This is a genomic window from Campylobacter sp. JH32 (assembly GCF_017846535.1).
Classification (GTDB): domain Bacteria; phylum Campylobacterota; class Campylobacteria; order Campylobacterales; family Campylobacteraceae; genus Campylobacter_D; species Campylobacter_D coli.
This window is the reverse complement of the sequence record NZ_JAEQBS010000003.1, coordinates 74019-97230: the sequence shown is the minus strand read 5'-3', so window position 1 is coordinate 97230 and position 23212 is coordinate 74019. Positions and strand designations below refer to the sequence as shown.

Annotated in this window: 24 protein-coding genes and 1 pseudogene; 20 read left to right on the top strand and 5 right to left on the bottom strand. The window is 29.6% G+C overall.

Features of this window, described 5'->3' with window-relative positions; all coding sequences use genetic code 11:
• Positions 1-2: 2 nt before the first annotated feature.
• On the bottom strand, positions 3-1559 hold the full coding sequence (locus tag KAR67_RS03210; RefSeq protein ID WP_002831605.1) for a DNA polymerase III subunit gamma/tau: 1557 nt from the start codon (positions 1557-1559) through the stop codon (positions 3-5).
• 2 nt (positions 1560-1561) lie between these two features.
• Positions 1562-2860 (bottom strand): transcription termination factor Rho, encoded by a 1299-nt coding sequence (gene rho, locus KAR67_RS03205; RefSeq protein ID WP_002780613.1) that lies wholly within the window; start codon positions 2858-2860, stop codon positions 1562-1564.
• Positions 2861-2972: 112 nt separating this feature from the next.
• On the opposite strand from rho, the gene KAR67_RS03200 reads away from it, so the two are divergent.
• On the top strand, positions 2973-5336 hold the full coding sequence (locus KAR67_RS03200) for a heavy metal translocating P-type ATPase (protein WP_131260483.1): 2364 nt from the start codon (positions 2973-2975) through the stop codon (positions 5334-5336).
• Positions 5329-5529 carry a cbb3-type cytochrome oxidase assembly protein gene (locus KAR67_RS03195; RefSeq protein ID WP_002777240.1) on the top strand — a complete coding sequence of 67 codons (201 nt, stop codon included), beginning with the start codon at positions 5329-5331 and terminating at the stop codon, positions 5527-5529. The genes KAR67_RS03200 and KAR67_RS03195 overlap by 8 nt, the downstream gene beginning before the upstream one ends.
• A gap of 29 nt (positions 5530-5558) precedes the next feature.
• Here the strand turns inward: KAR67_RS03195 and KAR67_RS03190 are convergent, their stop codons facing one another.
• A complete protein-coding gene (locus tag KAR67_RS03190; RefSeq protein ID WP_002777238.1) occupies positions 5559-5858 on the bottom strand; it encodes a cytochrome c in 300 nt (99 codons plus the stop codon).
• Between the two features lie 76 nt (positions 5859-5934).
• Here KAR67_RS03190 and KAR67_RS03185 point away from each other — a divergent pair, with 76 nt between their 5' ends.
• The 5 genes and pseudogenes from KAR67_RS03185 (at position 5935) to KAR67_RS03165 (ending at position 10145) form a co-directional block, all read left to right on the top strand.
• Entirely contained in the window at positions 5935-6498 is a 564-nt protein-coding gene (locus KAR67_RS03185; protein ID WP_002820231.1) for an HAD family hydrolase, read from the top strand.
• Positions 6495-7448 (top strand): ADP-glyceromanno-heptose 6-epimerase, encoded by a 954-nt coding sequence (gene rfaD, locus KAR67_RS03180; RefSeq protein ID WP_002831601.1) that lies wholly within the window; start codon positions 6495-6497, stop codon positions 7446-7448. Before KAR67_RS03185 ends, rfaD begins: the two co-directional genes overlap by 4 nt.
• On the top strand, positions 7441-8826 hold the full coding sequence (gene rfaE1, locus KAR67_RS03175; RefSeq protein ID WP_002831599.1) for a D-glycero-beta-D-manno-heptose-7-phosphate kinase: 1386 nt from the start codon (positions 7441-7443) through the stop codon (positions 8824-8826). Before rfaD ends, rfaE1 begins: the two co-directional genes overlap by 8 nt.
• Complete coding sequence (gmhA, locus tag KAR67_RS03170; protein ID WP_052778106.1) at positions 8823-9383, top strand: D-sedoheptulose 7-phosphate isomerase; 561 nt, start codon at positions 8823-8825, stop codon at positions 9381-9383. The genes rfaE1 and gmhA overlap by 4 nt, the downstream gene beginning before the upstream one ends.
• Positions 9383-10145: pseudogene (locus KAR67_RS03165) on the top strand (glycosyltransferase family 25 protein). The gene gmhA and the pseudogene KAR67_RS03165 overlap by 1 nt, the downstream one beginning before the upstream one ends.
• On the opposite strand, the gene waaF reads toward KAR67_RS03165, so the two are convergent.
• Entirely contained in the window at positions 10138-11082 is a 945-nt protein-coding gene (gene waaF / locus KAR67_RS03160) for a lipopolysaccharide heptosyltransferase II (protein ID WP_070263200.1), read from the bottom strand. The pseudogene KAR67_RS03165 and the gene waaF sit on opposite strands and share 8 nt — an antisense overlap.
• A 58-nt stretch (positions 11083-11140) precedes the next feature.
• On the opposite strand from waaF, the gene KAR67_RS03155 reads away from it, so the two are divergent.
• The 11 genes from KAR67_RS03155 to KAR67_RS03105 all read left to right on the top strand — a co-directional run bounded on the left by KAR67_RS03155 (position 11141) and on the right by KAR67_RS03105 (position 20576).
• On the top strand, positions 11141-11977 hold the full coding sequence (locus KAR67_RS03155) for a glycosyltransferase family 2 protein (protein WP_002799677.1): 837 nt from the start codon (positions 11141-11143) through the stop codon (positions 11975-11977).
• Between the two features lie 9 nt (positions 11978-11986).
• Entirely contained in the window at positions 11987-12865 is an 879-nt protein-coding gene (gene rfbA, locus KAR67_RS03150) for a glucose-1-phosphate thymidylyltransferase RfbA (protein WP_002782985.1), read from the top strand.
• A gap of 3 nt (positions 12866-12868) precedes the next feature.
• Complete coding sequence (gene rfbB, locus KAR67_RS03145) at positions 12869-13900, top strand: dTDP-glucose 4,6-dehydratase (RefSeq protein ID WP_002794358.1); 1032 nt, start codon at positions 12869-12871, stop codon at positions 13898-13900.
• The gene (locus KAR67_RS03140) at positions 13897-14292 is read left to right on the top strand and encodes an FdtA/QdtA family cupin domain-containing protein (protein ID WP_002794360.1); all 396 of its coding nucleotides are present in this window, start codon (positions 13897-13899) and stop codon (positions 14290-14292) included. Before rfbB ends, KAR67_RS03140 begins: the two co-directional genes overlap by 4 nt.
• On the top strand, positions 14289-14960 hold the full coding sequence (locus tag KAR67_RS03135; protein WP_002794362.1) for an acetyltransferase: 672 nt from the start codon (positions 14289-14291) through the stop codon (positions 14958-14960). The genes KAR67_RS03140 and KAR67_RS03135 overlap by 4 nt, the downstream gene beginning before the upstream one ends.
• 3 nt (positions 14961-14963) lie before the next feature.
• Complete coding sequence (locus KAR67_RS03130) at positions 14964-15878, top strand: hypothetical protein (protein ID WP_057040300.1); 915 nt, start codon at positions 14964-14966, stop codon at positions 15876-15878.
• 77 nt (positions 15879-15955) lie between these two features.
• Complete coding sequence (locus KAR67_RS03125; protein WP_223212627.1) at positions 15956-16882, top strand: GNAT family N-acetyltransferase; 927 nt, start codon at positions 15956-15958, stop codon at positions 16880-16882.
• Positions 16875-17399, top strand: a complete 525-nt coding sequence (locus KAR67_RS03120) for a GNAT family N-acetyltransferase (RefSeq protein ID WP_002794368.1) — start codon at positions 16875-16877, stop codon at positions 17397-17399. The genes KAR67_RS03125 and KAR67_RS03120 overlap by 8 nt, the downstream gene beginning before the upstream one ends.
• Positions 17400-17410: 11 nt before the next feature.
• On the top strand, positions 17411-18415 hold the full coding sequence (locus KAR67_RS03115; protein WP_002794370.1) for a glycosyltransferase family 2 protein: 1005 nt from the start codon (positions 17411-17413) through the stop codon (positions 18413-18415).
• Positions 18408-19475, top strand: a complete 1068-nt coding sequence (locus tag KAR67_RS03110) for a glycosyltransferase family 2 protein (RefSeq protein ID WP_070263198.1) — start codon at positions 18408-18410, stop codon at positions 19473-19475. Before KAR67_RS03115 ends, KAR67_RS03110 begins: the two co-directional genes overlap by 8 nt.
• 6 nt (positions 19476-19481) lie before the next feature.
• Complete coding sequence (locus KAR67_RS03105; RefSeq protein WP_002794374.1) at positions 19482-20576, top strand: DegT/DnrJ/EryC1/StrS family aminotransferase; 1095 nt, start codon at positions 19482-19484, stop codon at positions 20574-20576.
• Here KAR67_RS03105 and yibB read toward each other — a convergent pair.
• Positions 20571-21506 carry a protein YibB gene (gene yibB, locus KAR67_RS03100; RefSeq protein ID WP_002837562.1) on the bottom strand — a complete coding sequence of 312 codons (936 nt, stop codon included), beginning with the start codon at positions 21504-21506 and terminating at the stop codon, positions 20571-20573. The genes KAR67_RS03105 and yibB overlap by 6 nt on opposite strands.
• Before the next feature lie 127 nt (positions 21507-21633).
• Between yibB and KAR67_RS03095 the strand changes: the two genes are divergently transcribed.
• Together KAR67_RS03095 and KAR67_RS03090 are read left to right on the top strand one after the other, a co-directional pair.
• Positions 21634-22671 carry an AAA family ATPase gene (locus KAR67_RS03095; RefSeq protein ID WP_002799665.1) on the top strand — a complete coding sequence of 346 codons (1038 nt, stop codon included), beginning with the start codon at positions 21634-21636 and terminating at the stop codon, positions 22669-22671.
• 5 nt (positions 22672-22676) lie between these two features.
• Positions 22677-23207: a DUF3226 domain-containing protein gene (locus tag KAR67_RS03090; protein WP_002799664.1), complete on the top strand. Its 531-nt coding sequence runs from the start codon at positions 22677-22679 to the stop codon at positions 23205-23207.
• The last annotated feature ends 5 nt before the right edge of the window (positions 23208-23212 follow it).

Below are 23212 nucleotides of genomic sequence, written 5' to 3'. Positions count from 1 at the left end.
ACTTAGTTTTCTATTTTGGGTTCGCCAAAATATTCTCTTAAAGCTTCTTTTGTATCCTCTTGAGGATCAAATTTCTTTGCTCCTTGTTTTAGCTCATTAAAAGAAGAGTGAAGATCTATTTTTTTAGGAGCTTGTGCTTCATTATTTTGTTGAGGCAGTTCTTGGGTTAGGGATTGTAATTTGCTCTCATCTATAATGATTGCTTTTTGCACGACAATTTTAGCATTAGAGCCAAAATGATTTCTAAAAAGTTCTTGAATGAGTTTAAAGCCCTTATTAAGCTTATCGCGGTTACTTCCTTGCGCATTTGAACTAATAGTTAAAATTTCATTTTCATAACTTATAAATTGAGTGCTTTGTTTAAAGCATTCTCCAAGTTCATAATCTCTATCGTAGATTTTTTCAAGTAAAATTTCGTATGCATTTTTAATCGTTGAAGATTTTTGAATCTCTAATACTATAGGGGTTTTCACCTCTTGTTTTTCTAGATTAGAATTTGTATTTGTAAGGTTTTTTTGAATTTCATTAATTTGTGTATCGATTTCTTTTAAATGACTTGCTTCCATCATCATAAAAGCCATCACACAAAGCGTAAAGCCATCATCATCATAGATGAGATTTTTTGCTCTTGCTAGGATACGGAAAAACCTTTCATAAATGAGAGTTGAAAATTCACTGCTTTTTGCAAAAAAACTTTCTTTTAGATAAAAAAGCATTTCATCGATCACGCTTGAGGCTTCATAGTCTTTAAGCTCTTCTAAAAAATCAAAAACTCTATCCTTGTTTTTGGTTAAAATGGCATGGTAAAATTCTTTGATTTTAGCAGGATCTAAAAAACCCAACATATCAGTAATCTTACTCGTGCTTATATCATTTTGGCAAAAGATAATAGCTTGATCAAGCAAGGTAAGAGTATCTCTTAAAGAGCCATTTCCACTTCTTGCGACAAATTTCAAGGCTTCTTCTTCAAATTTGACATTTTCCTTGTTTAAAATTTCTTTTAAATGATTTAAAATTTCATTTTGTGGAATTTGTTTGAAGCGAAAATGTTGTGTCCTTGAAAGCACGGTAGCGGGCAATTTCAAAGGATCGGTGGTCGCTAGGATAAATTTCACATAGCTTGGAGGTTCTTCTAGTGTTTTTAAAAGTGCATTAGCAGCTTGAGGTGTTAGCATATGCACTTCATCGATGATAAAGATTTTAAATCTTGCCATAGAAGGGGTATATTTAGTTTGTTCAATAAGAGCTTGTATGTCTTCTAGCCCGCGATTGCTAGCGGCGTCCATTTCTATGATGTCTATATGTTTACCTTTAAGTGCGGCAAGGCATTGTTTGCAAGTTCCACAAGGAGTATCACTTGGGCCATTATCACAAACTAGAGCTCTAGAAAAAATTCTGGCACTTGAAGTTTTACCGCTTCCGCGTAAGCCTGAAAAGAGATAAGCATGAGCTAGGCGATTGTGATTTAATGCATATTTTAAGCTTGTGCTGACTGTTTTTTGTCCTATGAGTTCATCAAAGGTTTTAGGTCTGTATTTAATCGCTAAGGCTTGAAGCATCTCTACTCATTCATAATAGATAAAAGTTCTACATTGTCTTTAGTTTTTAACATTTTTGAATAAAGAAATTTAAGCGCTTCGATATCATCCATTTGAGAAATCGCTGAACGAATAGCCCAAATTTTTTGTAGTTCTGCCACTCCTTGTAAAAGTTCTTCTTTTCGAGTTCCAGATTTGATGATATTAATCGCAGGATAAATTCTTCTATCTGAAATATTTCTATCTAAGACTATTTCGCTATTACCCGTTCCTTTAAATTCTTCAAAGATCACATCATCCATTCTTGAACCTGTGTCGATAAGTGCAGTTGCTACTATGGTCAAAGATCCGCCATTTTCTATATTTCTTGCTGCACCAAAAAAGCGTTTAGGTTTATGAAGTGCATTAGCATCTACCCCACCACTTAGTACCTTTCCACTGCTTGGAGTTGCAGTGTTATAAGCTCTAGCAAGCCTTGTGATACTATCTAGCAAAATGATAACATCTTTGCCTGTTTCTACCATTCTTTTTGCTTTTTCGATAACTAGTTCTGCCACGCGAACATGATTATAAGCAGGCAAATCAAAAGTAGAGCTAAACACTTCACCCTTTACACATCTTTGCATATCAGTAACCTCTTCAGGTCTTTCATCGACTAAAAGAACGATTAAATGCATTTCAGGATGATTTTTAGCAATCGCACTTGCTAGCTCTTTCATAAGTTCTGTTTTACCCGTTCTTGGCGGTGCTACGATGAGTCCGCGTTGTCCTTTACCTATAGGGGTAAAAAGATCTAAAATTCTTCCAGTTAATTTCATAGCATCGTATTCGAGTTTGATTTTTTCTGTTGGAAAAATAGGAGTTAAGTTATCAAATAAAGGTCTTTCTTTAGCTTCTTGCAAAGGCAAATAATTAATCGCTTCTATTTTCAAAAGAGCATAGTATTTTTCCTGATCCTTAGGCTCTCTAACTTGTCCAGTTACTATATCGCCCACGCGTAGAGCAAATTTACGAATTTGTGAGTTTGAAACATAAGCATCATTGACACTATCGCTTAAATTTGAATCCATACCCCTTAAAAAGCCATAACCTTCTGAAGAAATTTCTAAAATTCCTGTAAAAAGGATAAAACCACCCTTTTTGGTTTGGGCTTTTAAAATTTCAAAAATGAGTTCTTGACGGCGAAATTCTCTAGGATTTTCTATCTCGCATTCATTAGCTATTTTAACTAGGTTTTCTAAGTCAAGTAGTTTTAAGTCTTCAATTTTATAACCCTCCACTGGAATGTGGGTTCTTTGATGTTGTTTTTTTTCTTTTTCCATAAGTCCTCGCAAGAAAGCAGTAATTTTGTAGCAAATTAAAACCGTGATTTTAGTAAAAAAATATACTTTTTGTCAAATTTGTCTATAATTATAAAAAATATTTTTTTAAAGAATGATTATGAAATGTGAACATTGTAGACTAGATTATCAAAAATCTCAAATGATAGAAGCTAAGGGTAAATTTTTTTGCTGTAGGGGCTGTTTGAGTGTTTGGGAAATTTTACATGAAAGTGGCTTGGATGAATTTTACGAAAGATTGGGCAATAACGCACTAAAGCCAGTTAGCTTGGAATTTTCTAACAAAAATTATGATGAGTTTATCACCAAAACCAAAGAGGGTTTTAGCGAAATTTATCTCATGATACACGGCATAGAATGCTCCGCTTGTGTTTGGCTTAATGAGAGAGTTTTAACCAAACAAGAAGGAATTTTGGAGTTAGATATCAATCATCTTTCGCATAAAGCACGCATTGTTTTTGATGAACAAAGTGTTTCTTTGGCGCAAATTTTAAATCTTATCGAAAGTATAGGATATAAAGCCAGTGCTTATGATCCATCTAAAAATTCCAAAAAAGCAGATTTGATCAAGCGAGAATTTTACTCTAAGCTCATAGTTGCCATTGCTTGTGTGATGAATATCATGTGGATAGCAGTAGCAAAATATGCGGGATTTTTTAGCGGTATGGATAGGGATATTAAAGATATTTTAAATTTTGCTGAATTTATCCTTTGCTCTCCTGTGCTTTTTTATACAGGTTCAAATTTTTATAAAAGTGCTTTTAAAGCTCTAAAAATGCGTAGTTTAAATATGGATAGCTTGGTTATAAGCGGAGCAAGTTTGGCTTATGGATACTCTTTATGGGCGATGTTTTTTAGAGTAGGCGATGTGTATTTTGATTCTGTGGCTATGATTATTTGCTTTGTTTTTATAGGTAAATATCTTGAAATGTTTAGCAAAAAACGCGCTTTGGATACAGTAGATGGCCTAAATGATTTTTTACAAAATGAAGTTTTGGTTTTCAATGGCAAAGATTTTGAGCCTAAAGATGTTCAAAAGGTCAATATCGGAGATAAGATTTTACTTAAAAGTGGGGATAAAATTCTCATAGATGGAATTTGCAAAAAGGGTGAAGCAAGTATTGATACTTCTTCTTTAAGTGGCGAAAATGAGCCTTGCTTTGTGGGCGTGGGTAGTGTTGTAAATTCAGCTTGTATTGTGCTAGATGGAAGTATAGAATATGAAGCAAATAAGCTTTATAAGGATTCTAAATTAAATCAAATCATAAGGCTTTTGGAATTTGCTAGCACCAAAAAAGCTAGACTTGAAAGCTTGGTTTCTCAAATTTCTGCTTATTTTTCTCGTACCATTTTAACTCTTGCCTTGCTTTGTTTTTTCTTTTGGCTGTTTTATCATCAAGAAAGTGTCGAAATTTCACTTGTTCATGCGATTTCTGTTTTAATCATTGCTTGTCCTTGTGCTCTAGCTTTAGCTACTCCAGTAAGCAATCTTATCGCTTTGGGTCAGGCTTTAAAAAGAGCGATTTTATTTAAGGATTCAAGTGTGGTTGAAAAACTTTCAAAATGCGATATAGCAGTATTTGATAAAACAGGAGTTCTTACTCAAACCCAATTAAAAATAGCTGAAGTTTTTTTAGATGAAAGGCTAAATTTAAATGAGTTTTATAGCTTTGTATCGCTTTCAAATCATCCTATTGCTAAAAGTGTAGCGCAGTTTTTACAAGATAAAAATGCAAAGCTTTTAAATTTGGATTTTAAGGGTTTGAGCAATATTCAAGCAAAGGGCATTAAAGCTTGTCTTGATAATACTTTATTTTTGGGCGGAAGTTCGAAATTTTTAGAAGATAATGGGATAAAATGTAAAAAAGAATTTAACAATTCTCATTTTATCTTTGCGCGTGATAATGAAATTCTTGCTTATTTTGAATTTTCAAGCGTATTAAGAGAAGGTGCTAAAGAGCTTATATCTTATCTTAAACAAGCTAAGATTGATACGATGATTTTAAGTGGAGATAATGAAAGAGCGGTTGAAAAAATTGCCAAAGAATTAGGAATTACTTCTTTTTATGCTTCCTGCTTGCCTCAAGATAAAATGCAAGCAATTGAAAATTTAAGTCATAAGAAAAAAGTTTTATTTGTAGGCGATGGAGTCAATGATGCCTTGGCTTTAAAATATGCTGCTGTGGCAATATCTTTGCGAGAAGGGAGTGATTTGGCGATTGAAAATAGTGATATTTTGCTTTTAAAAAATGATTTACTTTCTTTAAAATACGCCATTAAGCTTTCTAAGGATACTTATAAGATTATCAAGCAAAATTTAATCCTTTCTTTAGCTTACAATGCTTTTACCATACCTTTGGCATTTTTAGGTTTAATTAATCCTTTAATTGCAGCGCTTTCTATGTCTTTTAGTAGTATAATGGTGATTTTAAATGCTTTAAGGATAAAAAATGAATAGTGTAATCATGATGATGATAGGGGTTTCAATACTGGGTTTTTTTATTATACTGGCTACCTTGCTTTGGGGGATAAGGACTAAACAATTTGATGATGATTATAAATTTACTACTCTAAATGATGATGAGGATGCTTTGCGCGATGCTATAGAATTAGAAAAAAGAAAAAAAGAAGCTTTAGAAAAGAGAAAATAAAGGCTTTCTAAATTTTGAAAGCCTTAAAATTATAAAGTTTCGATATAAGCTTCGATAGCTTTGAAATCTTCTTCAGTTAAACCTTTAAGGTTGATTTTCATGATAGCGCCTTGTCCATAAGCATTTCTTTTACCTTCTGAGTATTCTTTCATATATTGAAGTCTTTCAGCTGAAGAGATGCTTTTTAATGCTGGAACTTTGTTTAGATAAACTTTATCTGCTTTTGCGCCGTGGCATACTGCACATTTTTTAAAAAGTGTAGCTCCATCTGCAGCGAAAGCTGATACGCCAAGACATGCTAAAGCAGAAACTACTAATAATTTTTTCATTATATTCTCCTTGAAAAGTTTTAATACATAATAATTATATATTTTTAACTTTAACATTTTTCTTAAAAATATCAAAATGTTTATTTTCTTTAATTTGAATTATATTATAATATATTCTATGAAAAGAAAAGCGTTATTTTTAGATAGGGATGGCATTATAAATATAGATAAAAAATATATCTATAAAATTCAGGATTTTGAGTTTTGTGATGGAATTTTTGAGCTTTGTAGATATTTTTTAGCGCAAAAATACTTGCTTTTTGTAGCCACGAACCAATCAGGCATTGCAAGAGGATATTACACCCAAGAAGACTTTTTTAAGCTTTGTGATTTTATGCTTAATGAATTCTTGAAAGAGAATATAAAAATTGATAAAATTTATCATTGTCCTCATTTGGAGGGTTGTGAGTGTCGCAAGCCTAAGGCAGGGATGCTTTTAAAAGCTAGGGAAGAATTTGATATAGATATGGATAACTCCATTTTTATAGGGGATAATCTTAGCGATATGCAAGCTGGAAAAAATGCACAAATTGGCACTTTGTGTTTGGTAAATGAAGAAGAAAAAGAAGGCGATTTTTTTAGACAATTTAAAAATTTAAACGAACTTTTAGATTTTTTCAAAAAAAAGGAAGATAGATGAAAATAGCAATCACAGGTGGTGCAGGATTTATAGGTTCGCAACTGGCTTTAAATTTGCAAGAAAAACATGAAATTTTAATCATTGATAAAATGCGTAGCAATGCGACTTTTGAAAATGGAAATTTACAAAGTTTTGGACATTTTAAAAATTTACTTGAATTTGATGGAGAACTTTTTGCAGGCGATATTAACGATGAAAAAGTTTTAAAAAAGATTGAAGATTTTAAGCCAGAGATTATTTTTCATCAAGCAGCGATTTCAGATACAACGGTTTTTGATCAAACTAAGGTTTTACAGACGAATCTTAATACTTTTAAAGATTTTATAGAACTCAGCATAAAACTTCACGCAAAGCTTGTTTATGCTAGTTCAGCTTCTGTTTATGGTGATGCAAAAAGCCCACAAACCGTAGGCAAGGATGAAGAGCCTAAAAATCCTTACGCATTTTCCAAATTTATGATGGATAAGCTAGCTAAAAAATACTACGATAAAGCCCATTTGGTAGGACTTAGGTATTTTAATGTTTATGGTAAGGGTGAGTTTTATAAAAATAAAACCGCTTCGATGGTGGTGCAGTTTGCTCATCAAATTTTAGCTGGAAAAAATCCGCGTTTATTTGAAGGAAGTGATCAAATTTTTAGAGATTTTACTTATATTAAAGATGTTATCAGTGCAAATTTAATCGCTCTTGAATCAAAATGCGGGGTTTATAATGTAGGAAGTGGAGTAGCAAGAAGCTTTCAAGATATAGTAGATATTTTACAAAAAGAACTTCATACAAATTTAACTTGCGAGTATATCCCTAATCCTTATGCAAAATCTTATCAATTTCATACTCAAGCAAAATTAGATGAAACTTGGGGTTATAAGCCAAAATTTAGTTTAGAAGAGGGTATAAGGGATTATTTAGAAGAAATCAAAAGACTTTTTGAAAAGGAAGTGAATGCTTGAATTTTTAAGTGATCAAAATCCAAAAATTCTTATCATAGGGGATTTCATGGTGGATAATTACACTTGGTGTGATTGTTCGCGCATTAGTCCTGAAGCTCCTGTTTTAGTGGCAAAAACCTTAAAAGAAGATAAAAGACTAGGCGGAGCGGCAAATGTTTATGCAAATTTAAAAAGTCTAGGAGCAGATGTTTTTGCGCTTGGTGTCGTAGGAGATGATGAGAGTGGGAAATTTTTAAAAGAAAATTTAAAAGGAGAATTTTTAATCCAAAAAGGACGCAAAACCCCTTTTAAAAATCGCATCATGGCACATAATCAGCAAGTTTTAAGACTTGATGAAGAGGATACGAGTGCGATTTTGCTAGAAGATGAGCTTGTAGAATTGTTTAACAAAAGAATTGAAAATTTTAAAGCTGTGGTTTTAAGTGATTATGCAAAAGGAGTTTTAACGCCTAAAGTGTGTAAGGCTTTTATCCAAAAAGCAAATGAGCTAAATATACCTATTTTAATCGATCCTAAAGGAAATGATTTTGGTAAATACAGTGGAGCAACGCTTTTAACACCCAATAAAAAAGAAGCTTTAGAGGTTTTGAAATTTGAGAATTTAGAGGGCGAAAATTTAGAAAAAGGTATTAAAAAACTAAAAGAAGATTTTAGTTTGCGTTATTCTATCATCACGCTTTCAGAAGCAGGGATTGCTCTTTTTGATGAGAATTTGCGCATAGCTCCTGCTAAGGCTTTAGAAGTTTATGATGTAACCGGAGCAGGCGATAGTGTCATCGCTGTTTTGGCTTTTTGTTTGGCTAGTGGGGTAGAAATTTTTAAAGCTTGTGAGATTGCAAATGAAGCAGCGGCTATCGTGGTGAGCAAAATAGGCAGTGTGAGTGTGACCTTTGATGAGATGAAAAGTCTTAAACGCGTAGGTTTTGAAAAAAAGATCAAAACCAAAGAAGAGCTTTTAAAGATTTTGGAACAAAGCGATAAAAAGATCATTTTTACAAATGGTTGTTTTGATATCGTGCATTTTGGACATATAAAATATCTTGAAAAAGCAAAAAGATTGGGCGATATTTTAATCGTTGGTTTAAACTCTGATAAAAGTGTAAAAAGGCTTAAGGGTGAAGATCGCCCCATAAATTCAGAATTTCAAAGAGCTTGTATGCTTGCGGCTTTTTATTTTGTGGATTTTGTAGTGATTTTTGATGAGGATACACCTTTAGAGCTTATAAGCTTTTTAAAGCCTGATATTTTGGTAAAAGGAGCCGATTATAAAGATAAGCTTGTAGTGGGTTCAAATTTAGTTTCAAGAGTTGAATTGATCGATTTTGAAGAGGGGTTTAGTACAAGTAAGATTATAGAAAAAATCAAGGATAAAAAATGATAAATTTAGTAGAAAAAGAATGGCAAGAACATCAAAAAGTTGCCGAGGAAAGTGAAATTTTAAAAGGGCAAATCGCAAAAGTAGGCGAGCTTTTGTGTGAGTGTTTAAAAAAAGGTGGAAAAATTTTAATTTGTGGAAATGGTGGGAGTGCCGCGGATTCTCAACATTTTGCAGCGGAGCTTAGCGGCAGATATAAAAAAGAACGCAAAGCTTTAGCGGGTATAGCTTTGACAACAGACACTTCAGCACTTAGTGCTATAGGCAATGATTATGGATTTGAGTTTGTTTTTTCAAGGCAAGTAGAAGCTTTGGGAAATGAAAATGATATTTTAATAGGCATTTCAACCAGTGGAAAAAGTCCTAATGTCTTAGAAGCATTTAAAAAGGCTAAAGAACTAAATATGCTTTGTTTGGGGCTTAGTGGCAAAGGAGGTGGAAAGATGAATGAGCTTTGCGATCATAATCTTGTCGTGCCAAGTGATGATACGGCTAGAATTCAAGAAATGCATATCTTAATCATACACACGCTTTGTCAGATAGTGGATGAGAACTTTTGATGAAGGCATTTATCATTAATTTAGAGCGTTCTTTAGTATAGAAAAGAGTACATACAAAGGCAAAATCAAAAACTTTTTGAAAAGAACCCTAGTCTAAAAAATAAGCTAGAATTTATTTTCTTTAAAGCCGTTGATGCTAAAAATAAAGAATATTTAGAATTTAAACAACATTTTCCTTGGTGGGCTTCTTGGGTTTTAGGTAGAGAGCTTAGTGATGGAGAAAAGGCTTGTTTTGCGAGTCATTATAAACTTTGGCAAGAATGTATAAAACTTGATAAACCTATTATCATCCTAGAAGATGATGTTGAATTTAGTGATGAATTTTTAAATAATGGGGAAGAATACATAGAAGAATTATCAAAGAGTGAGTATGAATATGTAAGATTTTGTTATTTGTTTGATAAGAAATTTTATCCTTTAAATGAAAATTATATTCTAAGTTTTGAAAAACTTGCAGGAACTCAAGGTTACGTATTAAAACCTAGTGCCGCAAACAAATTTATATCAAAGGCAAAATTTATTTATACACCCGTGGATGATTATATGGATATGTTTTATAAACATAAGGTATTAAATATCGTAAAAAAACCTTTATTATTAAAACATAATTGTAAATTAGAAAGCGAAATTTCTAATCTTGGACGTACAAATAAAAAACTTAAAATTCATAGAAAAATTGTAAGAGAAATTTTTAGACTTTATAGAGATATTTCAAGATTGCTCTATGTTTTTTATATTAAGAAAAAATTAAATCTTAAGTAAAATTTTGGATTGCTTCTAAAATTTTTTCCGGTTTTAAATCTTTCATGCACCGATGATGTTTTAAAGGACAGGTTTTTTGCATGCAAGGCATGCAAGATAAATTTAGATGTACTAATTTTGCATTTTGATTTTGCCAAGGTGAGGTTTGGGTAAATTTAGTAGGCCCAAAAATAGCTATGGTTTTTGTTTTATAAGCGGCAGCTATGTGCATAGGGCCGCTATCGTTTGTGATGAAAATATCACAAAAAACGATATTTTGACAAAGGGTTTTGATAGTGGTTTTATTGCAAAGATTTTTTACTTTGACATTTTTTTCTTTTAGTATATGAAAAATTTCATCGCAAAGTTCTTGTTCTGCTTTACCTGCTCCAAAAATCAAAATTTCATGAGTTTTGCTAAAATTTAAAGCAACTTGTGCAAAATAGCTCGCATCCCATCTTTTAGCACTTCCAAAACTCGCTCCAGGGTTTAATCCTAGGATTTTTTTGCCATTTTTTAAAACAATAGGATTTTGAAATTTTAATTTAAAAGGAAGTTTTAAATCCTTAGAATGAGCTTTAATTTCTAATGAATTTTCTATAAAATAAAGATATTTTAAAACCTGATGTTCTTCTTTAAAATCATATTTGTTAAAAAAATATCTTTTTTTTGCTTTCAGGATGTGCAAAATGATCTTGGAAGAAAGGGCTGATCTAAAAGAAAGGGCTAGATCTATTTTTCCAAGTTTTTTACGCAAAGAGAGGGCTTGCTTGTAGCGTGATTTTTTATTTTCTATAATGATTTTAGCATTAGGAAATTCTTTAAAAAGTGCCGTAGATACAAAAGATCCATAAAGGATAAATTCAGCATTTTTAAAATGATGATAAACTCCATATAAAGCAGATGAAGCCATAACCGCATCGCCTAGCCAAGTGGGAAGATGGATAAAAATTTTCATAGATTTCCTAAAATTTGATAAAATTCTTTTTATTATTTTAACAAAATTTAGGGAAAATATGCCACAACTTTCTATTATAATCCCGCTTTTTAATTCTTGTGATTTTATCGCAAGAGCTTTGCAAAGCTGTATAAATCAGACTTTAAGAGATATTGAAATTTTAGTTATTGATGATAAAAGTGAAGATGAGAGTGTAAAAATAGCCTTAGAATTTGCTAAAAAAGATGAGAGAGTAAAAATCTTTCAAAATGATGAAAATTTAGGCACTTTTGCGACTAGAAATTTAGGAGTTTTAAAATCTAGAGCTGAATTTATCATGTTTTTAGATAGTGATGATTTTTTGGCTTTAAATGCTTGCGAAGTGGCTTTAACCAAAATAAAACAAGGCTTTGATTTGCTTTGTTTTGATGCTTTTGTACATAGAGTCAAAACCAAACAATTTTATCGTTTTAAACAAGATGAAGCTTTTAATCAAAAAGAATTTTTCGAATTTTTAGGCAAGCAAAGACATTTTTGTTGGTCGGTTTGGGCGAAGCTTTTTAGGAAAGATTTGATTTTGAAAAGCTTTGAAAGGATAAATTTATACGAGCGTTTGAGCTATGGAGAAGATGTGCTTTTTTGCTATATGAATTTTTTAGAATGCGATAAAATGGGTGTTTTTAAAGAGTGCATTTATCATTATGAATTTAATGAAAAGGGTAGATATGAAAACAAAAATAAAGAAATTTTGTGGCAAAATTACAAAGACAAAAAAAGAAGCAATGAGCTTATAAAAAAGCTTTCTTTGAAATCAAAAGGCGATGAATTTTGTAAAAGATTATTTGAGGTTTTGGAGAAAGAGGAAAAAGATTTAAAGGCTAGAATTGCTAAAATAGATACTTTAGATCTTGCTTAAGGAGTGTGTTTGAAAGGAATTATTTTAGCCGGTGGTAGTGGTACGAGGCTTTATCCTATCACTTTAACTTTATGTAAGCAGCTTTTACCAATTTATGATAAGCCCATGATTTACTATCCTCTATCTGTTTTGATGTTGGCTAAAATTCGCGAAGTCTTGATTATCTCCACGCCTAAAGATACGAGTAAATTTCAAGAGCTTTTTGGTGATGGTTCTTGGCTTGGCATGGAAATTTCGTATTGTGTACAAGAGCAGCCAAAAGGCTTAGCAGAAGGACTTATTTTAGCGGATAATTTTATAAAAAATGATGATATAGCTTTAATTTTAGGGGATAATATTTTTTATGGACAAGGATTTAGTGATTTATTGCAAAATGCTAAAAATGATTCTAAAAATGGCTATGCTAGTATATTTTCTTACCATGTAAAAGATCCAGAGCGTTTTGGTGTGGCTGAAATTTCTAAGAATGGTGAGGTTTTAAGCTTAGAAGAAAAACCTCAGTATCCTAAAAGCAATTATGCGGTAACTGGGCTTTATTTTTATGATAACTCGGCTATTGAAATAGCAAAAAGTGTAAAACCTAGCTCTAGAGGAGAACTTGAAATTACTGATGTTAATATAGAATATTTGAAACAAAATAGATTAAAGTCGCAAATTTTAGGACGAGGTTTTGCTTGGATTGATACAGGTACGCATGACAGCTTAATAGAAGCTTCAGAATTTGTGCAAACAATAGAACTTAGACAAGGATACAAGATTGCATGTTTGGAAGAAATTGCTTTTCGAAATAACTGGATAGATGAGAGAAGATTGTTAGATCGCGCAAAGCTGCTTGACAAAAGTGGCTACGGAGTCTATCTTAGAAAACTACTTGAGCAAGGTATTTAAAAGATGAACAATGTTTTAATTACAGGTGGAGCAGGATTTATAGGTTCGAATTTTATTGAATTTTATTGCAATAAATACCCAAATGATAAAGTTGTTAATCTTGATTTATTAACTTATGCTGGAAATTTAGAAAATCTAAAAGATATTAGCGGTAATAAAAACTATGTTTTTTATCAGGGTGATATTTGTGATATAAAATTGGTTGAAAAGATCATTAATGCACATAAAATTAATATTATCATTCATTTTGCCGCAGAATCTCATGTGGATAATTCCATCAGTAGTCCTGATGTGTTTATAAAAACAAATGTTAACGGCACTTTTAATCTTTTATATGGTGCATATAAAATATGGTTTGATGAGCCTTTTAAAGCTAAAGTAGGATTTGAAAATGCTTTATTTTATCATATTAGCACCGATGAGGTTTTTGGAAGCTTGGGAGAAGAGGGGTATTTTAGCGAAAGTACTCCATATGCTCCAAATTCTCCTTATTCTGCTTCTAAGGCTTCTGGTGATATGCTAGTAAGATCATTTCACCATACTTATGGCTTAAATGCGGTGATTTCCAACTGCTCCAATAATTATGGAGCTAAGCAACATGATGAAAAGCTTATTCCTACTATAATTCGCAAGGCATTAAATGGGGAGAATATTCCTATCTATGGTGATGGAAAAAATGTTAGAGATTGGCTTTATGTAAACGATCATTGTGAGGCGATTGATAAGATTTTACACTTTGCTTTGCAAAGTAAAGGAAATTTTTTTGATACTTTTAATATAGGAGGCAATGAAGAATGGAAAAATATAGACATTGCTACTTTAATTTGTGAAATTTTAGATAAAAAATTTCCTAAAGCAAGATCCCATAAGGAGCAAATTACCTTTGTAAAAGATAGGGCAGGGCATGATAAACGTTATGCAATCGATTCTTCAAAATTGCAAAAAGAGCTTAGATGGAAGCCTAAGGAAAGTTTTGAAAGTGGAATTTTAAAAACTATTGAATGGTATGTGGAAAAATACAAGGATAATTTGTGAACTATAAAATATTAAATTTTAATGTAAAAAGTGATAGTAGAGGAAGTTTAATAGCTTTGGAGAATTTAAAAGAAATTCCTTTTGAAGTGAAAAGAATTTATTATATTTATGATACCAAGCCAGATTTTCCAAGAGGAGCTCATGCGCACAAGGAGTTAGAGCAAGTCTTAATCATGATGGATGGATCATGTGAACTTGTTTTAAATGATGGAAAAGATATTAAAAATATAATTTTAAATCGTCCAGATGTGGGGCTTTTTATAGGAAAAAATATATGGCGAGAGATGAAAAATTTTTCTTATGGAGCAAAATTACTTGTATTGGCAAGTGATTTCTATAACGAAAAAGAATATATTAGAAATTATGACGAGTTTTTAAGGATAGTAAAATGAATAATAAATTGGTTATTATAGGCGCAGGAGAAACAGCAAATTTAGCTCATGAATATTTTACACATGATAGCAATTATCATATTGTTGCGTTTGCTGTTCATTCAGAATATAGAAATGAGGATAAATTTAAAAATTTACCCTTAGTGGATTTTGAGAATTTATCGTTACTTTATCCTAAAGAAGAATTTCACATTTTTATAGCTTTGGCAAGTGAAAGATTGAACTATAATCGTGCTAAAATTTACCAAGAAGTTAAGCAATTGGGCTATAAGTGTGCCTCTTATGTATCATCTAAAGCTTTTGTTTGGCATAATGTGCAGATTGGTGAAAATTGTTTTATTTTGGAAAATAATACTTTGCAACCTTTTGTAAGAATTGAGGATAATGTAACTTTATGGAGTGGTAATCATATAGGTCATCAAAGTATTGTTAAGAATAATGTATTCATTAGTTCTCATGTGGTTGTTTCAGGATTTTGTGAAATAGGTGAAAATACTTTTATAGGTGTAAATTCTTGCATAGCTGATGGTGTAAAAATTGCTAAGGATAATTTTATAGCATTGGGAAGTGTCATCAATAAAGATACCGAAGAAAATAAAATTTATAGAGGTAATCCTGCTGAAGCTTCTAAAATTTCTGCTAAGAAATTTTGTAAAGTTAAGGAGTGAAATATGAGATGGGAAAAGAAAGGTTTGATTTTTTGTCCCAATAAAGAAAGCGAATGGATTAGTAATTCCGTTCTTACTCCTCAACCTTTTTTGTTAAATGAGGAGGTTATAAGAGTTTACGCTTCTTTTAGAGATGAAATAGGGGTTGGACGCATAGGTTATATTGATTTAGAGGCTAAAAATCCTAAAAAAATTATTAAAATTTCCAAAAAACCTATTTTAAATATAGGAAAAAATGGTATGTTTGATGATAATGGTGTAATTCTAGGTGATGTTTTAAGGATAGAAAATAAAATTTATATGTATTATGTAGCTTTTCAGTTGGTTGAAAAAGCTAAATTCTTAGCATTTTCTGGTTTGGCTATAAGTAGTGATAATGGAGAAAATTTTCAAAAAGTACAAGAATTTCCAGTTTTAGATAGAAGTTCTGAGGGTCTTTTTGGTAGATGCATTCATAGTGTAATATATGAAGATGGAGTATTTAAAGTATGGTATTCTGTAATTCATGATTGGGAAATTATTAATAATATTCCATATCCTGCTTATTTTATTAAATATATAGAATCTAAAGATGGTATTCATTTTCCGTTATATGGAGAGGATTGCATTAAATGTAATGAAAGTGAATACAGAATTGGTCGTCCCAAAGTTTATAAAACAAATTTCGGATATGAAATGTATTATACTAGTGATACTTTTACCAAAGAATATAAACCAGGTTATGCTATAAGTAAAGATGGTATAAATTGGACTAGAAAAGATGATTTTTTTTCTCTGCAAAAATCCGATAAAGGTTTTGATTCTCAAATGTTGTGCTATCCAACTATTCTAAAAACCAAATATGCTACTTATATGTTTTATGATGGTAATGGTATGGGAAGAGATGGTTTTGGTTATGCGGAGCTTATAGAAGAATGATAAGTATTATACCCTATATTACAAACAAGAAGGACACTTGGAATAATTTTAATAAAGATGCTAAAAATGGGCTTTTTATGTTTGATAGAAATTATATGGATTATCATAGTGATAGATTTATGGATAATTCTTTAATGTTTTACGAAGATGAAAAACTCATAGCATTGTTGCCATGTAATGTAGTAGAAAATATTTTATATTCTCATCAAGGGCTTACTTTTGGAGGTTTTATAGTGGATGAAAATATGAAGCAAGGTAAAATGCTTGAATGCTTTGAAGTTTTAAAAGAATATATGAAAGAAAATAATTTTAAGAAATTAATCTACAAAAGCACTCCTTATATTTATCATAAAATTCCAGCACAAGAAGATTTATATGCTTTGTTTAGAAGTAAAGCAGAGCTTTTTAGGGTGGATTGTTCTACTGCTATTGATTTGCAAAATATTTGCAAAATGCCAAAGGGGAGAAAAGCGCAAATTTCAAGGGCAAAAAGAGAAGGTGTTGAAATTGCTTCAAGTGAAGATTTTAATATTTTTTTGATACTTCTAAATTCTGTTTTGCAAAAACAACATGGAGTAAATGCTGTGCATAGTGTAGAGGAATTAAAACTTTTATATTCAAGATTTCCGCAAAATATCAAACTTTTTGTCGCAAAATTTAATGGTGAAATTATTGCAGCAACTTTAGTATTTATTTATGAAAATTTAGTTCATACGCAGTACTTAGCGGCTAATGAAAAGGCTAGAGAAATAGGAGCTTTAGACTTATTAATTAAAACTTTAATGGATGAATTTGCTAAAAGTAAAAAGTATTTTGATTTTGGAATTTCTACCGAAAATGGTGGAGAATTTTTAAATCATGGTTTAATTTCACAAAAAGAAGGATTTGGAGGTAGGAGCGTGGCGCATCAGTTTTTTAGTATAAATGGGGGGGGTAGTCTCCTAGTAACTATTATTTTTATTGATTGTTTAAGACTAAAATATAAAAGGCTATATAATGAATGAAATTTATATAGCTGGAAAAAATATTGATTTATATTTAGTTGAAACTAAAGATGCAGAATTTATCTTGAAGCTAAGAAGTGAGAAAGGTAAATATTTAAATCAGGTTGAATATAATATTAACAAACAAAAGGAGTGGATTAAAAATTATAAAGAAAGAGAAGCCAAAGGAGAAGAATTTTATTTTCTAATTGCAAATAAAAACAAAGAAAAGTTAGGCGTGGTAAGATTATATGATTTTTGTAAAAACTCGTTTTGTTGGGGGAGTTTTATTATTAAGAAAAATACGCCTTATTATGTAGCAATTGAAGCGGTTTTGCAAGTTTATGAGTTTGGATTTTATAAACTAGGGTTTCGGAAAAGTCATTTTGATGTTAGAAAAGATAATGAAAGAGTGGTTGCTTTTCATAAAAGATTTGGTGCTAGAATTTATAAAGAAAACGATAAAGATTTATTTTTCACTTTGAAATTAAAAGAATATGCGAAAATTAAACCAAGATATAAGAAATTTATAGAATAAAGGAGGTATGTTTGATAAAAATTTCAATTTTCACTTGTTGTTATAATCATGAAAAATATTTAGAAAGATGTATAAATTCTATTTTAAAACAAACCTATCAAAATTGGGAATTAGTTTGCGTAGATGACAAATCTACTGATAATAGCTTAAAGATATTGCAAGATTTTGCAAAAAAAGATAAAAGAATAAGGATTATTGAAAAGGAGAAAAATAGTGGAAAGGCTGCACCTAATTGCAATATAGCTTTAAACTATTTAGATGGAGAATTTGTTTTAGGAGTAGGTCCTGATGATGAGATTAGTGAAAATTGTTTGCAAGAATTTATAAATGTATATAGTGATTTAGAAGACAAAGAAATAGATGCAATAATAATTCCAACTTTGTTTTATTTTATAGAAAACAAGGAAAAAAATTTTATTATGTCGGGTGTGAATGGGGTGAAAAATTCGGAAAATAGAATTTTAACAGGTAGAGAGGCATTTGAGTTAAGTATTGATTGGAAAATATCAGGATTTGCCTTTTTTCGAACAAATATGGTAAAACAATTTGGTTTTTATGAAGAAGGAATGAATGGAGATGAGTATTCTTGTAGAGAGTTTTTTTTAAATTCTCGCAAGGTGACTTTTTTGAAGGAAAATTTTTATTTTTATCATCAAATTAATACAAGTATAACTCGTAAATTAAGTCCCAAGCTTTTTACTGTCTATAAAACTTTATGGAAAACTGAAGAATTGGCAAAAAAACATAAACTGCAAGCTTCTTTAATTAAATTTATTAATCAAAGAAGATATACAGAATCTTATAATTTATGGGAAAAATATTTAAAAAATAAAAATAATTTTTGCGCAGCGGAACAGAAAAAAATTGAAGAATATTTCGAAGAAAATTATCAACTTTTAAAGCCGTATAAAACAACGAGAGACTATTTTTTTAGAAAAGAAAAAGATAGAATTGGAAAGTCTATTATATTTTTTGATAAGATAAAATTTTATTATAAAAGGTTAAAAAATGCCTAAAATTTCGATTCTTTGCCCTAGTTTTAATCATAAAAAATATGTGGGATTTTTTATAGAAAGCGTTTTGGCTCAAAATTTTCAGGATTTCGAATTAATCATTGTCGATGATTATTCTAGTGATGAAAGTATAAAAGAGGTAGAAAAATTTACAGATGACAGAATTAAGCTTATAAAACATTCTTATAATAAAGGTATTAATGCGGCCTTAAATACTGCTTTTAAACACTCTAGTGGAGATTATATTGTATTTATGGCTAGTGATGATATTTTTGAATTTGATGCCTTGGAAATTCTGTATAAAACTTTAAGTACAAGTGATGCAATTGTTGCATACCCTAGAACTTTATGGATTGATGAAGATAATAATATCATTAAAACCACTCATAAAGAAGTTTTTCAAGATAGAATAGAGTTGTTGCACTATCTTTTCATGAAAGGAAATGGACTTACTTCTCCTGGCATGATGATAAAAAAAGATTTTTGTGATTTCTTTCCTTTGCCAAGTTCTATGTGTAATCAACAAGATACGCAAATACATATCAATTTACTCTTAAGAGGTAAACCCATTTTCATAGAAAGGCAACTTATAAAATATCGAAGAGAGCTTGAAAAAAAAAGTAATATTAGTAGTAATATTTTAGCTACGCACACTAGGGAAAATTTGGAAATTTATGCCTTAATGGATACTTTTTTACAATGTCAAGACATTAAACTTTTAAAAAATATATTCAAGGATGAGATTGAGGCACTGAAGTTGAAACCTTTTGATGATGTTTTAGAATTTTTTCTAGGTAGAATGGCGCTTTTATCAGATAATAAAGAAAGACAAATATGGGGTTATTCTAAAATAATGAATTTTTATAATAATGAAAAAAATATTAAAATATTAAGAGAAAGATATAATTTTAATTTCAAAGATTATGTTGATATTGCAAAATGTATTAAACAGGACAAAACAATAGAAAAATATAGAAAATATAAAAAACTTTGTAATTATTCTGCCATTGTTTTGTTAACTATATTTGTGATATTTCTTATTTATATTTTAATATTGAGGTAATACAGTATGATTAATTTTTTAGATTTGCAAAAGATAAATTTGCGCTTTAAGGAAGAAATTGAAAACAAATTTAGAGAAGTTTTACAAAGCGGATGGTTTCTTCTGGGTGAGCAAAATAAAATTTTTGAAGAGAATTTCTCTGCATATTGCGGTGTAAAAGGTTGTGTCGGTGTTGCAAATGGACTTGATGCTTTAAGACTTATTATCAAAGCTTATGGATTTGGCAATGAGGATGAAATTATAGTTCCTGCAAATACCTATATTGCTTCTGTTTTAGCGATAACCGATAATGGTTGCAAGCCTATTTTTGTAGAGCCTGATATAAATACTTATAATATAAACCCTGATTTGATTGAGGAAAAAATCACTTCTAAAACAAAGGCTATTATGGTGGTGCATCTTTATGGCTTAGCAACAGATATGTCTAAAATACAAAAAATAGCCAAAAAATATAATCTTAAAATCATAGAAGATTGCGCTCAAGCACATGGGGCGGTGTATGATAAAAAAAGAGTTGGAAATTTAGGCGATGCGGCAGCTTTTTCATTTTATCCTGGTAAAAATTTAGGCGCCTTAGGGGATGGTGGATGTGTAGTGAGTAATGATGAAGAACTCATTTTGAAAATTAGAGCTTTAGCAAATTATGGTTCTCATAAAAAATATGAAAATCTTTACACAGGTTTAAATTCAAGACTTGATGAAATTCAAGCAGGAATTTTAGATATTAAATTAAAATATTTAGATGAGGACAATCAAAAAAGAAGAAAGATTGCTAAATATTATTTAGAAAATATAAAACATAAAGATATAATTTTGCCTTTTTATGAAGAAGAAGAAAATCATGTTTGGCATCTTTTTGTTATTCGTACCAAAAATCGCAATGATTTACAAGAGTATTTGATGAAAAATGGGGTGCAAACTTTAATTCATTATCCCATACCGCCACATAAACAAGAGTGTTATAAAGAATACAATCATTTAAATTTCCCAATAACAGAGCAGATTCATGCTGAAGTTTTATCTTTGCCAATTTCACCCGTAATGACGCAAGATGAAATTGTAGAAATTGTAAAGTTTCTCAATAATTGGAAAAAACTATAATTTTATTATTTTTTTATTTATAAACTTATAATAGATATATTTGATATATAATTGTATTTTATATATCAAATTTTTATTTTTAGAATTTTTAATTTTCTCTTTTATAATTTTATAATATTTGCTATTTTTCCTTTTGAAGCTTAAATGTGATTTGATTTCAATTGGGATAAAATTAAACAAAGCATCAAACCATTCATAAGATCGTATTATTTTATAATTATTTAAGTAATTTCTTATGCACCATAAATACATAGTTTGTTCATCATCAACTATTCCAAAAGATAAAAAAGCATTTAAGGCATTTTTCATATGTTCTTTGAAGATATGCCAATTTTTACTTTTTGCAAAAATCAACCCCCCCATTATAAAAGGCTCCATATTAAAATACACATGAGCAATATTCCTATACTCTTCCTCCTTGACAGAAAAAAAGTTAATTTTTTCTTCATTGATAATTTCTTGTTTTTCTAGTAAAAAATTGAACTCTGCCTTATTAGTGAAAAATTCATTTCCATGATTAAAACCAAAATCAAGCCATATTATATTCTCATTAGTTAATTTTTTTTCTATAGCATCAACTACAAAAAAAGGTTTTAAAAATACTAAATAACAATATAAGGGATTATTACACTCGATATTTTTTGGATATTTTCTATTTAGGGTTTGATCATATTTGCTGAAAGTTTCTTCGATTTTTTCAAGGTTTTCTTTATCAAATTCTTTTAAATTTTTTGTAATGATGATAGTTTTATCTTCTAGCTTGTGCTTTTTTCTAATCTCTAAAATAGCTTCTTTCATATCATCTGTGGTGTAAATGATTACTTTATTTTTTACTCCTGCCCAAAAATCAAAATAAGACAAATATTGTTCGTTACTTCTTGTGGTTCTACCTACATTATAAAAAGCAGTAACGATGGTTAACTCTTCCATTTATATAAACCTTAATATTTTTTATGATATGATATCATAATAATATCATTTGATATCATATCAATAAAAAATTAATTAAGTACTAAAATAAAAGTATAAAACATTGATTTTTAAGGTAGAATAATTTATGATCGATAATATCAAAATTCAAAATTATAAACTTATAAAAGAATTAGAAATTGATAAATTTAAAAATATCAATATATTTACAGGTGAAAATAATTGTGGTAAATCAAGTATTTTAGAAGCTATTTATTTGCTTTTATCACAAGATTACATAAAAAATTTCATTTATAGTTATGATGTATTTAGAAATTTTCCATTAAATAAAAAAAATATTCAATTTGTATTTAATAATTTTGATTTAAATAAAAAGATAAATATATTTACAAGACTAAATAAAGACATCTTATTGTCCTTAAAAATATCCTTGATGCAATCATCTATTGTTTCAATATCAGATAATTTAAATGAAAATAAAGATATAACAATACATTTTAATCATAAATGTCAAAAAAACGAGCAAGAAAATATTTTAACAATAAGAGAAATTAAAAATATAGAGGAAAAAACAGGAGTTGTTGAAAGACAATATCAAGCTAAAGAATATGTCAATAAAAGCAACGCTATTTATTTTCCAGTTAATATATTTTCTTTTGAGTCTATTTATTTTTTAAGAAATATCCGTATGGCTAATAAAGAAGAAAAATTAGTTAAATATTTACAGATTTTTGATGAAAATATAAAAGATGTAGAAGAAATCAATGGAGAAATTCTCATAAAAAGTTTAGATTTTAATCAAAAAGTTCCACTTAAAATATTTGGTTATGGTTTTATAAAATTTTTTAATTACATATGTGCTTTAGTTTCTAATGAAGCAAATTATATTCTTATAGATGAAATAGAAAATGGTTTGCATTATAAAACGACCAAGAAACTTATAGAATCTTTGATAGAACTTAGTAGAAAGAATAATATTCAAATGTTTATATCTACTCATAGTTTAGAGTTTTTATCCAGTGTTGAAAAAGTGGCAAATGAAAAAGAATTTAAAGATTTAGGTGTATTTAATATATATAGATATAAAGAAAATGTTTATTGCAAGCACTATCAATCGGAACAATTAAAAGATTTGCTAAATAATGGCATAGAGCTTAGAAGGTAAAACAAGTGATTAAAATTTATGTAGAAGGAAAAAGTGATAAAATTTTTTTGGATTTATTATGTAAAAATCTTAAAATAGATGAATTTGAAACCATCCCAATAGGAGGCAATAATCTCTCTTCTTCTGATTTAAAATCAATTAAAGAAGATATAAGTGATATGAGAATCGAAAAGATTTGTATAATTTTTGATGCGGATGATGATTATCAAAAAACTAAAGAAAATTTGCAACAACAATTAAAAAATTTACAAAATGAAAAAATAAAAATATTTTTATTTCCAAACAATAAAGACAATAAAGAAATTGAAATTTTATTAACAAAAATAGCAAAATATCCTCATTTTATCACTTGTTTTAAAGAATATAGTAAGTGTCTTAAGGATAAAGGGACAATCTTGAATGAAAAAGAATTGAATAAAAATCTCATATATGCTTACAATCAAGCTTGCGGAAGTGGAACAAAAGAGATATGTTTAGATCATTATGATTTAGATCATGAATACATAAAACCTTTGATTGATTTTTTGAAAGCATAACAAAA

What these genes read in the sequence shown, in the direction of transcription:
- KAR67_RS03105 (WP_002794374.1), top strand. Translation starts at nt 19,482, where the DNA reads ATGATTAATTTTTTAGATTTGCAAAAGATAAATTTGCGCTTTAAGGAA.
- KAR67_RS03130 (WP_057040300.1), top strand. Translation starts at nt 14,964, where the DNA reads ATGAGATGGGAAAAGAAAGGTTTGATTTTTTGTCCCAATAAAGAAAGC.
- KAR67_RS03120 (WP_002794368.1), top strand. Translation starts at nt 16,875, where the DNA reads ATGAATGAAATTTATATAGCTGGAAAAAATATTGATTTATATTTAGTT.
- waaF (WP_070263200.1), bottom strand. Translation starts at nt 11,082, where the DNA reads ATGAAAATTTTTATCCATCTTCCCACTTGGCTAGGCGATGCGGTTATG.
- KAR67_RS03135 (WP_002794362.1), top strand. Translation starts at nt 14,289, where the DNA reads ATGAATAATAAATTGGTTATTATAGGCGCAGGAGAAACAGCAAATTTA.
- yibB (WP_002837562.1), bottom strand. Translation starts at nt 21,506, where the DNA reads ATGGAAGAGTTAACCATCGTTACTGCTTTTTATAATGTAGGTAGAACC.
- KAR67_RS03200 (WP_131260483.1), top strand. Translation starts at nt 2,973, where the DNA reads ATGATTATGAAATGTGAACATTGTAGACTAGATTATCAAAAATCTCAA.
- KAR67_RS03125 (WP_223212627.1), top strand. Translation starts at nt 15,956, where the DNA reads ATGTTTGATAGAAATTATATGGATTATCATAGTGATAGATTTATGGAT.
- gmhA (WP_052778106.1), top strand. Translation starts at nt 8,823, where the DNA reads ATGATAAATTTAGTAGAAAAAGAATGGCAAGAACATCAAAAAGTTGCC.
- rho (WP_002780613.1), bottom strand. Translation starts at nt 2,860, where the DNA reads ATGGAAAAAGAAAAAAAACAACATCAAAGAACCCACATTCCAGTGGAG.
- rfaE1 (WP_002831599.1), top strand. Translation starts at nt 7,441, where the DNA reads ATGCTTGAATTTTTAAGTGATCAAAATCCAAAAATTCTTATCATAGGG.
- KAR67_RS03155 (WP_002799677.1), top strand. Translation starts at nt 11,141, where the DNA reads ATGCCACAACTTTCTATTATAATCCCGCTTTTTAATTCTTGTGATTTT.
- KAR67_RS03210 (WP_002831605.1), bottom strand. Translation starts at nt 1,559, where the DNA reads ATGCTTCAAGCCTTAGCGATTAAATACAGACCTAAAACCTTTGATGAA.
- KAR67_RS03190 (WP_002777238.1), bottom strand. Translation starts at nt 5,858, where the DNA reads ATGAAAAAATTATTAGTAGTTTCTGCTTTAGCATGTCTTGGCGTATCA.
- KAR67_RS03195 (WP_002777240.1), top strand. Translation starts at nt 5,329, where the DNA reads ATGAATAGTGTAATCATGATGATGATAGGGGTTTCAATACTGGGTTTT.
- KAR67_RS03185 (WP_002820231.1), top strand. Translation starts at nt 5,935, where the DNA reads ATGTTTATTTTCTTTAATTTGAATTATATTATAATATATTCTATGAAA.
- rfbB (WP_002794358.1), top strand. Translation starts at nt 12,869, where the DNA reads ATGAACAATGTTTTAATTACAGGTGGAGCAGGATTTATAGGTTCGAAT.
- KAR67_RS03095 (WP_002799665.1), top strand. Translation starts at nt 21,634, where the DNA reads ATGATCGATAATATCAAAATTCAAAATTATAAACTTATAAAAGAATTA.
- KAR67_RS03110 (WP_070263198.1), top strand. Translation starts at nt 18,408, where the DNA reads ATGCCTAAAATTTCGATTCTTTGCCCTAGTTTTAATCATAAAAAATAT.
- rfaD (WP_002831601.1), top strand. Translation starts at nt 6,495, where the DNA reads ATGAAAATAGCAATCACAGGTGGTGCAGGATTTATAGGTTCGCAACTG.